This is a genomic window from Pseudaquabacterium terrae (assembly GCF_013266755.1).
In the GTDB taxonomy this organism is placed as follows: Bacteria; Pseudomonadota; Gammaproteobacteria; order Burkholderiales; family Burkholderiaceae_C; genus Pseudaquabacterium; species Pseudaquabacterium terrae.
Map to the genome: position 1 here is coordinate 33366 of NZ_JABRWJ010000017.1, position 12425 is coordinate 45790.

General features: G+C 67.2%; 8 protein-coding genes and 1 pseudogene. 1 reads left to right on the forward strand and 8 read right to left on the reverse strand.

The window, feature by feature from the left end:
* Positions 1–139: 139 nt before the first annotated feature.
* The 8 genes and pseudogenes from HLB44_RS34210 to HLB44_RS34245 all read right to left on the reverse strand — a co-directional run bounded on the left by HLB44_RS34210 (position 140) and on the right by HLB44_RS34245 (position 11350).
* Positions 140–889: an SDR family NAD(P)-dependent oxidoreductase gene (locus tag HLB44_RS34210; protein ID WP_173134549.1), complete on the reverse strand. Its 750-nt coding sequence runs from the start codon at positions 887–889 to the stop codon at positions 140–142.
* A gap of 13 nt (positions 890–902) precedes the next feature.
* A pseudogene (locus HLB44_RS38435) lies at positions 903–1771 on the reverse strand (NAD(P)-dependent oxidoreductase).
* On the reverse strand, positions 1711–3414 hold the full coding sequence (locus tag HLB44_RS34220) for an ABC transporter ATP-binding protein (protein WP_173134552.1): 1704 nt from the start codon (positions 3412–3414) through the stop codon (positions 1711–1713). Before HLB44_RS34220 ends, HLB44_RS38435 begins: the two are co-directional and overlap by 61 nt.
* 21 nt (positions 3415–3435) lie before the next feature.
* Complete coding sequence (locus tag HLB44_RS34225; RefSeq protein ID WP_173134555.1) at positions 3436–4347, reverse strand: ABC transporter permease; 912 nt, start codon at positions 4345–4347, stop codon at positions 3436–3438.
* A gap of 35 nt (positions 4348–4382) precedes the next feature.
* Positions 4383–5324 (reverse strand): ABC transporter permease, encoded by a 942-nt coding sequence (locus tag HLB44_RS34230; protein ID WP_173134557.1) that lies wholly within the window; start codon positions 5322–5324, stop codon positions 4383–4385.
* Between the two features lie 10 nt (positions 5325–5334).
* Positions 5335–6936, reverse strand: coding sequence for an ABC transporter substrate-binding protein (locus HLB44_RS34235; protein WP_173134560.1), 1602 nt, complete (start codon positions 6934–6936; stop codon positions 5335–5337).
* A 185-nt stretch (positions 6937–7121) separates the two neighbouring features.
* On the reverse strand, positions 7122–8801 hold the full coding sequence (locus HLB44_RS34240; RefSeq protein WP_173134563.1) for a GMC family oxidoreductase: 1680 nt from the start codon (positions 8799–8801) through the stop codon (positions 7122–7124).
* Complete coding sequence (locus HLB44_RS34245) at positions 8798–11350, reverse strand: alpha/beta hydrolase fold domain-containing protein (protein ID WP_173134566.1); 2553 nt, start codon at positions 11348–11350, stop codon at positions 8798–8800. The genes HLB44_RS34240 and HLB44_RS34245 overlap by 4 nt, the downstream gene beginning before the upstream one ends.
* Positions 11351–11642: 292 nt before the next feature.
* On the opposite strand from HLB44_RS34245, the gene HLB44_RS34250 reads away from it, so the two are divergent.
* Positions 11643–12419: an SDR family NAD(P)-dependent oxidoreductase gene (locus HLB44_RS34250; RefSeq protein WP_173134570.1), complete on the forward strand. Its 777-nt coding sequence runs from the start codon at positions 11643–11645 to the stop codon at positions 12417–12419.
* Positions 12420–12425 lie beyond the last annotated feature (6 nt).

Consider the following 12425-nt stretch of genomic DNA (forward strand, 5'->3'; position numbering starts at 1 on the left):
CACCAGGGCCGTCACGAGTCGACTCGGCCAGCAACAGCGAGGCTCGCAGCGTTTCGAATGATGCGGGCCGAGCGTGCCGCGCGTCAGCGTGAACGCTTCGCGCGTCGACGCCTCCATCGCGTCGAGGGGTAGTGCGCGCTCATCCGTTGGCAATCCCGCCGTCGCAGTTGATGACCTGGCCGGTGATGTAGCTCGCGTCTGCGCTGCACAGGAACTTGACGACGCCGGCAACTTCGCGCGGGTGACCGAAGCGCGCCACAGGAATGGTGTTGAGGAGTGCGTCGGCGCGTGAGTCGATGATGTCCTGCGCCATTGCAGTGCGGATGATGCCCGGCGCGACGGCGTTGACCATGGCGCGCGGGCCGAGGCGGCGCGACATGGCGCGGACCATGGCTGCGATGCCACCCTTTGCCGCGGAGTAGCCGATGTGGTCGAACGATCCGCGCCGATACGCGACCGAGGCCATGAAGACCAGGCGCGCGGCTTCGTCGGTCACCAAATGCGGAAGGCAAGCCCCGGTGATGTCGAAGGCCGATGTCAGATTGACGGCAATGGCGCGATCCCACACAGGGCGCGACTGGGCATCGATCTCATCCGCTTCGAAGATGCCGGCCAGGTGCAGCAGCGCGAAGATGGGCGCGTCCACCTTGCCGATCGCCGCCGCGCAGGCCGCCGGAGATTCGAGCCCCGGACACCACTGTCGCCACCCTTGCCCTGCCGGCATGGCGCTCGCTCGAGGCCGACAGGGCCGACAACGCGGAAGCGTCGCGATCGATGGCGACGATGCGAGCACCGTGGCCAGCAGCAGGTCCACGCATTCGCGCCCGATGCCGCCGGCCGCACCGGTGACCACGATGAGCTTGCTTTCGAAATCGGCCAGGGGTTTCATGAGGTGGCTCCGTTCAGACGCTCGCAGCGCTGGCGTGCTGCGACAGCGCATCCAGCACCTTGGTCGCCACCATGTCGCAGACGCGGAAGTCTGATTCGACGGTCGTGCTGCCCACATGCGGCGAGAGCAGCAGGTTCGCGGGGCGATCGGCGAACGCAGAACCGGCCGGCAAGGGCTCGTCGTCGAAGACATCGAGCGCTGCGCCGCGGAGGTGGCCCCTTCTCAGCGCGTCAAGCAAAGCCCTGGCGTCGACGATCGGCCCGCGGGCGGTGTTGATCAGAATGGCGTCGGGCTTCATCAACGCGAGTTGCGCAGCACCGATCAGGCCCCGCGTCTGCGGCGTCAGCGGCACGTGCAGTGTCAGGACGTCGCTTGCGCCAAGACCTCCTCCAGCGACATCATCGCCACGCTTTCCAGCTGTGTGGCGGGCGTGGCCGTCGCGTTGCGTGAAGCGGCGATGACGCGCATTCCCATGCCTTGCGCGAGCCGGGCCGTCAGTTGCCCGATGCCGCCGAAACCCACCACGCCGAGCGTGGCGCCGGCGATCTCGTGGCATTGGCTTGCGTGCGGCCTCGGCCAGTGCCCCTGGGCAACGTCGTCCGACACGGTGTAGCTGCCGGGACGCCTCAGCAGCAAGGCGGTGGTGATCACGTACTCGGCCACCGATTGCGCGTTGGCACCGGTAGCCGGCAAGATGGCGATACCGCGCGCGCGGCACGCCTCGACATCGATGTTGTCCAGCCCGACGCCGAGACGGCCGACGCAACGGCATTGCTTCAGACAATGCGCATGGTCAGCTGACGGATACGGGCGCCGATGCTTCAGGCCACGGCCAACGCGGGCGCCGAGCGCACCAGCGTGCAGAAGTTCTGGAAGTCCCAGTCGCGTCCCGGCGCCGCTTCGATCAGCTCGCGGGTGTAGGCCTCGCGCGGATTCGTCAGCACCGTGGCCGCCGGCCCGGACTCGACGATCCGGCCCTTCTTCATCACGACGATGGTGTCGCAGATCTGTGCCGCGACCCGCAGGTCGTGGGTGATGAACAGCACCGCGACACCGGTGCGTTCGCGGATCTCCTCGAGCAGCGTCAGCACCTGCGCCTGTACCGACACATCGAGCGCCGAAACGGCTTCGTCGGCGACCAGGATGTCGGGCTCCAGCGCCAGCGCACGCGCGATGCAGATGCGCTGCCGCTGGCCGCCGGAGAACTGGTGCGGATAGCGGTTCATGGCATCGGGCGGCAGGCCCACCAGCACCAGCAGTTCGCGCGCCCTGGCCAGAGCGGTCTCCCGCGCCATGCCGTTGTTGAGCAGGCCCTCGATGATCGACTCGCCGACACGGCGCCGCGGGTTGAGGGACCGATAGGGATCCTGGAACACGATCTGGATGTGCTTGCGCACCGGGCGCAGCGCACCGCGCCGGACGCGAGCGATGTCGCGCCCCTTGAGGCGAATCTCGCCGGCGGTCGGTTCGATCAGCCGCACCACGCAACGCGCGACGGTGGACTTGCCCGAACCCGATTCGCCCACCACGCCCAGGATTTCGCCTTTGGCAAGGCTCAAGTTCACGTCGCTCGCGGCGGCAACGACGCGGTCCGGACCGAACAGACGGTGCTCGGTGTACCGCTTGTCGAGGCCGGCGACTTCGAGCACCACGTCGACTCCGCGCTGGCGGGCCGCGCGCGGCACCAGACTCGGCACCGACGAGATGAGCATGCGCGTGTACGCCGCCTGCGGCCGCGCCAGGATGTCGTCGCGCGAGCCGACCTCGACCACGTTGCCCCGGTTCATCACGACGATGCGGTCGGCGATCTCGGAGACGACTCCGAAGTCATGTGTGATGAACAGGATCGCGGTGCCGTGCTTGTGCTGCAGCTCGCGCATGAGCAACAGGATCTGCCGCTGAGTGGTGACGTCGAGCGCGGTGGTCGGCTCATCGGCGATGAGCAGGCGCGGCTGGAGGATCAGCGCCATCGCAATGACGATGCGCTGGCGCTGGCCGCCGGACAGCTGGTGCGGATACGAGTCGAAGATGCGGCGTACGTCGGGCAGGTGTACCGAGTCCAGCATGGCGAGTACCTTCTCGCGGCGCGCAGCCCGGCCCAGACCGCTGTGCAGGCGCACCACTTCGTCGATCTGTTCGCCGACCGTCTGCACCGGGTTCAACGCGGTCATCGGCTCCTGGAACACCATCGACATGCGCGTGGCGCGCAGCTCGCGAAGGCGGCGCGGCCGGGCCTGCAGGACGTCCTCGCCTTCCACGAGGATGCGCCCGGCGGTCGCTGCGAGCGCACCCTTGGGCAACAGGCCCATGACGCTCAGCGAAGTCACCGACTTGCCGGAGCCCGACTCGCCGACGATGCACACAGTCTCGCCGGCATGAACGTCGAAGCCGATGCCATCGAGCACTGTCACAGGCCCGGTGCCGTGGCCGTGGCCATGCGCGGCGCGAACCGACAGGTCCTCGATGCGCAGCACCGGCGACGGGGACGTGGATGGGCGAACGCAGGAAGTGTGGATGATGGCCATGGGAGCTTGGGTCGGTTCGGATCAGAGCTTGCGCACCATGCGCGGGTCGAGGGCGTCACGCATCGCGTCGCCGAGGATGTTCACGCTGAGCACGGTCAGCGACAGCACGATGCCGGGATAAAGGATCAGGCCCGAGATCATCTGGAAGTACATGCGGCCATCGGCCATCACATTGCCCCACGACGGTCGCTCGGGCGGCACGCCGGCGCCGAGGAAGCTGAGGATGGCCTCCATCAGGATCGCCGACGCGAAGATGTAGGTGCCCTGCACGATCAGCGGCGCGATGGTGTTGGGGACCAGGTGCCGCAGCAGCAGTGTCGGCAGCGGCGTGCCCAGCGAGATCGCCGCTTCGACATAGGACTCGCCCTTCGCGCTCAGGATCACCGCTCGCACCATGCGGACGACCCGCGGTATCTCGGGGATGGCGATGGCGACCATCACCGTCACGATGCCGGCGCCCGACACTGACACGAGTGCGATCGCGAGCAGGATGGCCGGGATGGCCATGACGCCGTCCATCACGCGCATGATGATGCCGCCTGCCAAGTCGAAGTAGCCGGCGATCACGCCGATGAGCAGGCCGAGCGCCACCGTCACGATGGCGGTGCCCATCCCCACCACCAGCGACACCCGCGCGCCGTGCATCACGCGCGCGGCAACATCCCGGCCGAAGGCGTCGGTGCCGAGCCAGTGGTCTGCCGACGGCATGGCGAGGCGGCTCACCGGGTTCATTTCGGTGGGGTCGATCGCGCTGATCTGGGACGCGAATAGGGCGATCAGCACGACCGATGCCAGGATCAGCACCGCGGCGAAGACCGGAGCGGTCTTGAGCGCGCGCCGCAGCTCCGAGAACACCGACGGCGCGGATGCGGGCGGGGGCACCGCGGCGGATGCTGTCGCTTCGGGGGGTGCCGTCGCGAAGGACTGGTTCATCGTGGATTCCTGCAAGAGCGCCGACATGGAGTTCCCTAGTAGCGGATACGCGGATCGAAGACCGTGTAGAGCACGTCGACGATCAGGTTGATCAGGATGTAGAGGAACGAGAACAGCAGGATCAGTCCCTGGATCAGCGGGTAGTCCCGTGCCAGCACCGCCTCCACCACCAGCCGGCCGAGACCGGGCAGGTTGAACACCGACTCGGTGACCACCACGCCGCTCAACAGCAGCCCGATTCCGACGCCGATGATGGTGATGATCGGTACCGCCGCGTTGCCCAGCGCGTGGCGCAGCAGCACGGCCCGCTCGGTCAGCCCCTTGGACCGGGCGGTGCGGATGAAGTCCTCGCCCATGATCTCGACGATGCTCGATCGCGTGATGCGCGCAATGAGCGCGACGTACACCGTGCTCAGCGCGATCGACGGCAGCAGCAGCCGCTGCAGGAAGGGCCAGAAGCCCTGGTCCAGCGGCGAGTACCCCTGCACCGGAAACCAGCCGAGCTTGATCGAGAACAGCAGGATCAGCACGTAGCCCGTGACGAAAACCGGCACCGAGAAGCCCAGCACCGACACTGACATCACTGCCCTGTCGACCAGCTTGCCCTGCTGCGCCGCCGCGACGATGCCCAGCGGCAAGGCGATCAGCAGCGTCAACAAGAGCGTGGTGCAAGCCAGCGCGATGGTCGGGAATATGCGGCCGGCAATCATCTCGGCCACCGGCTGATTCGAGATCAGCGAGTTGCCCAGGTTGCCTTGCAGCAGCTGGCCCGACCACACGAAGAATTGCGTGTGCAGCGGCTTGTCCAGCCCCATGTGGCGCCGCAGGTCCTCCACTTGTTCGGGGCTGGCGCTGTCGCCCGCGATGATGGCCGCCGGGTCGCCCGGCGAGAGTCGCAGCATCGCGAACACGATGACCGCGACCATGACGACGACGGGGGCCGTGGCGACGACCCGCCGCAGGATGTAGGCAAGCATGGCAGGACGGTCAGTTCTGCGCCGGCTTGCTCATGCCCCAGAACACGGGGATGGGCGCATAGACGACGTTGCTCAGGGCGGTGCGGAAGGCGGTCGGCAGGAAGAACTGCCCTGCCGGCACCATCACGCCCTCCTCGATCACGCGCTTCTGGATCTGCGCGGCGATGCGCTTTTGCTCTTCGAGGTCACTGGCCTGCGCAAACTTCTGGCGCAGCTCCTCGATGTCGGCGATGTCGGGCCAGCCGTTCCAGGCCTTTGCGCCGTTGGTGGCCACCGGCAACGCGCGGATCGGATCCGACAGGTCCAGCGTGCCCAGGTTCGTGTGGAACATGTTCCAGCCACCCTTGTCGACCGGGCCGGAATTGACGCGCCGCGTCATGAAGGTCTGGAAGTCCATCGACTGCAGGTCGACCTTCAGTCCGCTCTTGCGCAGCGATTGAGCGATGACCATGGGCTGCGGCGCCAGCACCGCCACGTCGGTCGGCTGCAGCACGATGATCGGCGCGCCGTCGAACTTCGCCTCCTTGCTCAGGCTCTGCACGAGCGCCGGGTCGGGCTTGACCAGCGACTCGGTGCCGACCGTGGTGGAGAACGGCGAGCCGCTGCAACCGTAGATCGATGCACAGGCCCGCGCGTACTTCGGGTTGCCGACCAGCGCCTGCATGATGGCCGCCCGGTCGATCGAAGCGATCGCCGCCTGGCGCATCTTGCGGTTGTTGAAAGGCGGCTGCGCGAAGTTGAAGCGGTAGAAGGTGAGCTGGCCGGTGTTGTCGACGACGTCGACCTTGATATTGGGCTTGCCCTCGAGCATCGGCAGCAGGTCGTAAGGCACCAGCTCCATGTAGTCGATCTCGCCGTTGAGCAGCGCGTTGACCGTGGTCACGTGGTCAGGCATGGTCACCCACACCACGCGGTCGACGTTGACCGCCTTGCTGCCCGCCAACCAGCTCGCCGGCTCCTTGCGCGGCGCGTAGTCGGCGTTCTTTTCGTAGACGGCCTGCAGGCCCGGCTTGAATTCCGCCGTGACGAACTTGAACGGGCCCGAGCCGATGTGCTCCTTGATCGGCTGGCTGGCCGGTGTGGACTCCGCGATGCGCTTTTGCATCATGTAGGCCGCGCCGCGCGGCTTGGACAGTGCCGCCAGCACCAGGCCGTTGGGGGTGTTGAACACCATCTCGAAGCTGTTGTCGTTCAGCGCCTTCATCTCGCGCATGAAGGACACCATCACCTGGCCCATCTTGTCCTGCTCGGCCCAGCGCTTGATCGAGGCCACGCAGTCCTCGGCCTTGACCGGCGTTCCGTCGTGCCACTTCAGGCCCGGGCGCAGCGTGAACTTGTAGGTCTTCTTGTCGGCCGAGATTTCGTACTTGTCGACCATCTGCGGCTGCACCTTCTGGTTCGCGTCGAGCGCGAACAAGGTGTCGTAGATCATGTACGCGTGGTTCTGCGTGACGTAGCCGCCGTTGGCGACCGGGTCCAGCAGGCGCAGCGGTGAATAGAGCACCGCCTTGACGGTGGTGGCGGCAACGGCCGGCACCAGGCACGAGGCCGACAGGACGGCGGCGAGAACCGCTGACTTCAACGAGCCGCGAACGAGTGGATGAACGGACATCTGATTTCCTTTGCCAAGAGTGAAGCGTCGACATCACCCGCTTCGCGGTCATTGAATCCTGATTTATGAGATTCAGTTCCAACAAACGTGATGACTCGATGTGCTTTAGTATGAACGTCGATGTCGTCGCTGTAAACAAATTTGGGATTGATATCCCAATATACAGGACAAAATAGGGAAGACACCTAGCCGTCGGCCGGGATGGCCGCGTCTGCGGTCCCGGCCTTCGCGCGCGCGGCGGCTCTCGCGCCTGCAGGCGCCGACAGCTCCGCGCGGGCAGCGGCCAGGATCATTTCGCTGGCCTTCTCGGCGATCATCACCGTCGGCGAATTGGTGTTGCCGGACACCAGCAGCGGCATCACCGAGCAGTCCACCACGCGCAGCCCGTCGACCCCCCGCACGCGCAGCTGCGGGTCGACCACGGCCATCGGGTCCCGGCCCATCTTGCAGGTGCCCGACGGGTGGAAGATGGTCGTGCCGTGCTGCCTCGCGAAAGCCAGCAGCTCGTCGTCGCTCAGCGCCCCCGGCTCGGGCAGGAAGCGGCCCTCGATGTAGGGCCGCATGGCCTGCGTGTCCGCGATGCACTGCGTCAGCTTCAGGCCCTCGACGACGCAGCGCTGGTCGACTTCCGCCGACAGGTAGTTCGCCTGGATGACCGGGTCCGCCCGCGAATCGGTGCTGCAGATGGACAGGCTGCCGCGCGATGCCGGTCGCAACTGGCAGACCGACAAGGTGCAACCCGACCATTTGTGCGGATCGGTTCGCACGTAATCGGCCGACAGTGCCCCGAAGTGGAACTGCACGTCCGGCGTCTCGGACTCCGGCAGCACCTTCGCGAACATGCCGCCCGGCGTGGCCGTGTGCGCCAGCCAGCCGCGCTTGAACAGCAGGTAGGACAGGCCCAGGCCGGCGCGGCCGGTGAGCGTGCGCATGCGGTCGTTCAGTGTGATGGGCTTGCTCACCCGATAGACATGGCGCACCTGCAGGTGATCCTGGAGGTTCTGGCCCACGCCGGGCAAGTCGCTGACCAGCGGGATGCCCAGGCCGGCCAGCAACTTCGCGGGCCCGACGCCCGACAACTGCAGCACCTGCGGGCTCTGCAGCGCGCCGGCCGACAACACGACCTCGCGGTTCGCACCGACCTCCACCGTCTGCCCGTCCTGCTCGAACCGCACGCCCGTGGCGCGGCGGCCTTCGAACAGCAGCCGGCTCACGTGGGCGCCGCTCTCGACCTGCAGGTTCGGGCGTCCCAGGGCCGGGCGCAGGTAGGCCACCGCGGTGCTGCAGCGCTTGCCGTGGCGGGTGAACATCTGGTAGTAGCCGACACCTTCCTGCTCGTCGCCGTTGAAGTCGTCGTTGCGCGGAATGCCCAGCTCCTGGCCCGCCGCGATGAAGGCCTCCATCAGCTCGTGACGCCCCTGCACGTCGGAGGACCACAGCGGCCCGTCGCCGCCGTGCAGCGGGCTCGGACCGCGGCTGTTGTGTTCGGACTTGATGAAGTACGGCAGCACGTCGCGCCACGACCAGCCGTCGCAACCGGCGGCGGCCCAGGCGTCGTAGTCCTGCCGCTGCCCGCGGATGAAGATCAGGCCATTAATCGAGCTGGAACCGCCGAGCACGACGCCGCGTGGCCACTTCAGCGAGCGGCCGGCCATCAGCGGGTCGGGCTCGGTGTGGAAGTGGCGGGCAAAGCGGGTCTCCACCGAGGTCTTGCCGTAGCCCAGCGGCGTGTGGATCCAGAACGAGCGGTCCTTGGGGCCGGCCTCGAGCAGCAGCACCGAGTAGCGGCCCGACTCGCTCAGCCGGTTAGCCATCACGCAGCCGGCGGAGCCGGCCCCGACGACGATGTAGTCGTAGCGCTTCATTTCGCGCCTGCACCAATGGCTTCCGGCATCCGCACCGGCGGCGTCGCCGGCGCCGTGCCGAAGGCGAAGCCGCGGTAGCCGTCGGCGACGACCTCGTCGCAGACCTTTCGATAGGCCTCGGCGCCGCCGACATACGGCATGAACACGCGCGGCTTGCCCGGCACGTTGGTGCCCAGGTACCAGGAGTTCGCGCGCGGGTACAGGGTCTTGGCCGCCAGTCCGTTGACGTGGTCGACCCAGTCGTCCTGGGCGGCGAGTTCGGGCTCGATCAGTGCCTGTCCGTTGCGCTCCATGTCCGCCAGGCACTGGGCGATCCAGTCCACGTGCTGTTCGATCGACAGGATCATGTTGGTCAACACGCTCGGGCTGCCCGGACCGGTGACGAAGAAGATGTTGGGCAGGCCGTGCGTCATCAGGCCGAGGTAGGTGCGCGGGCCCGCGGACCACTGGTCGCGCAGCGTCACGCCGTCGCTGGTGCGGATATCGATCGCCAGCAGGGTGCCGGTCATCGCGTCGAAGCCGGTCGCGAAGATCAGCGCGTCGAGCGGATATTCCTTCTCCGCAGTGCGCACCGCGTCCGGCGTGATGACCTCGATCGGCGCGCGCTGGATGTCCACCAGCGTCACGTTGGCGCGGTTGTAGGTCTCGTAGTAGTCGGTGTCGAGGCAGACACGGCGCGTGCCGAGGAAGTGGCGCGGCACCAGCGCTTCGGCCACCACCGGGTCCTTGACGATCTCGCGCACCTTGTCCTGCACGAACTTCGACACGGTCGCGTTCGCGGCCTCGTTGACCAGCAGGTCGTTGTAAACACGCGTGATGCTGGTGCGGCCATCACCCCAGTGCCTCTCGTAGGCGGTGCGCCGCTCTTCCTCGGAGACCTCCAGCGCCGACTGGGTCGGCTTGCAGAAGGCGGCGATGCCCGAGATCGTGCGCTTGGCGGCCTCGCGGATCTCGTTGTAGCGGCGCTTCCAGGCCTGCTCCTCCTGCGGCGCGACCGGCCGGTTGCGTGCCGGCAGCGTGTACGGCGGCGTGCGCTGGAAGACGACCAAGTGCTCGGCCTGCTGCGCGACCAGCGGGATCACCTGGATCGCCGACGAGCCGGTGCCGATCACGCCGACGCGCAGCCCGGTGAAGTCGACGCCTTCGGCCGGCCACTGGCCGGTGTGGTAGCAGTCGCCGGCGAAGGACTCACGCCCGGCGATGTCCGGGAACTTGGTGGTCGACAAATTGCCCGAGGCCATCACGCAATAGCGGGCCTCGACGGTGTCGCCGGCGTCGGTGGTGACACGCCACAGGGCGCTGGCGCGGTCGAACACGGCCGACACGACGCGGGTGTTCAGGCGGATCAGCGGGCGCAGGTCGAACCGGTCGGCCACGTGGTTGATGTAACGCAGGATTTCGGGCTGGGCGGCGTAGCGCTCGCTCCACGACCATTCCTGCTGCAGTTCCTCGGAGAAGGAGTACGAGTACTCGACGCTCTCGAAGTCGCAACGCGCACCGGGATAGCGGTTCCAGAACCACGTGCCGCCGACGCCGCTTCCGGCTTCGAAGCCCTGCACCTCCAGGCCGAGGCTGCGCAGCTTGTGCAGCGCATACAGCCCGCCGAAACCGGCGCCGACGACCACCGCGTCGACGCGTCGGTGCCGAGGGGCCGGCGCATCGGCGCGCTGGGTGTTGAGCTTGTTCATGGGTACTCCTGAAGTGGCAAGGGATGGGGCCCGTCGGCAGACGGCGCGAATGGCGGCCGATGCTTCGTCCAGCATGCGGTCGGCGGTGTCGAGGATGTTCATCATTCGCACGCAGCCGTGCGTCACGCCCTCGTAGCGATGCAGTTCCACCGGAACGCCCGCGGACTGGAGGCGGCGCGCATATGCGACGCCCTCGTCGTGCAGCACGTCGTGTTCGGCCACCGCAACCCATGCCGGCGCGACACCGGCCAGATCGGTGGCATTGATCGGCGAGATGCGCGGATCGGCCCACGCCGACTCGGGCGCGTAGTGGCGATAGAACCAGCGCATGTCGGCGCTGGTGAGAAACGGGTAATCGCCGAACCGGGTGTAGCTGGGCCAGGCCATCGCGCTGTCGGTGGCCGGGTAGACGAGCAGTTGCAGCGTTATGTCGACGTCGTGGCGCAAGGCAGCCGCGGCGACGGTGGCCAGGTTGCCGCCCGCGCTGTCGCCCGCCACCACGAGGGGCAACGAGGCGCCCAGCCCGGCGATGCGGTCCAGGCCCCCGCCGGCGACAAAGCGCAGCGCGTCCTCCACGTCGTGCAGGCCCGCGGGGAAAGGGTGCTCGGGCGCCAGGCGGTAGTCGAGCAGCAGAACGGCGCAGCGGCTGCGGTCGGCCAGGTGGCGCGCCAGCGCGTCGAAGTCGTCGAGCGCACCGATGACCCAACCACCGCCGTGCAAGTACACCACCACGCCCTCGGGCACGGCCGAGGGCAACAACAACCTGGCCGGCACGCTGCCGCCGCGCGTGGGGATCGACAGCTCCCGTGCGGCGACGCTGGCGGGGCCTGCGCCGAGCAGCGGTCGGCCGCTGGCGATCAACGACCGCGCATCATTCGGCGAGCCTGATGACATATTGGGACGACATGATAGGCGATAGGCCTCACACAGATCGACCAACACCGGATGCAGCATCAAGACCCTATCTCCATTGGTTGATTCTGCGAGGAGAAGCGCGTTTTTCACCGCTTTCGCAAGAACCGTTGTGGCAGTCATGTGTCCCATGTTATTATCTTCATATCCCATTTTATGGGATCAATGTTGCGGATTATAGGAGCAACATTCCGATCGTCAAGCTGTGCGCGAAAGAAGAGCGCACTCAAAGGAAACACGCATGGACCTGGGGCTTTCGGGGCGCACGGCGCTCATCACGGGCGCTGGCCGCGGCATCGGCAAGGCAGAGGCGGACGCGCTGGCTGCCGAGGGCGTCGCCATCGCGATCAACGACATCGACCCGGAGGCTGCGCAGGCGGCTGTCGAGTCGCTGCGCGGCATGGGCGTCAAGGCCTGCGCCTGCATCGGCGATGTGTCCGATGCCGCGCAGGCGGCCGCGGTGGTCGAACAGGCCGCCGAGCAGCTGGGGCGGCTGGACATCCTGGTCAACAACGCGGGCGCCGGCTGGCGCTACATGGGCAAGGTCACCGAGGAGATGTCGGTCGACGACTGGGACAAGATCGTCGACACCCACCTGCGCAGCAGCTTCCTGTGCAGCAAGTACGCGATCCCGCACATGCGCCGGCGCGGCTTCGGCCGCATCGTCAACACCTCGTCGATCAACTACACCGGCGGCGGCCGCAGCGGCGTTGTCAACTATTCGGCGGCCAAGGCCGGCGTCGTCGGGCTGACCCGCACGATGGCCAAGGAAGTCGGCCGCCACGGCATCACGGCCAACGCGATCGCACCGGGTTATGTGGAAACGGCGCTGACCGAGCGCTTCTCCGACGAGCGCCGCTCGATCATCACCGGCCAGAACCCGATCGGCCGCTACTGCCGTGTCGAGGAGATCGGCGCGCTGGTCGCCTACCTGTGCTCAGTGCAGGCGTCGTTCATCAATGGCGCGCTGGTACCGCTGGATGGTGGACGCAATGACTTCTATTGGGGCGACCACTGAGCCAGG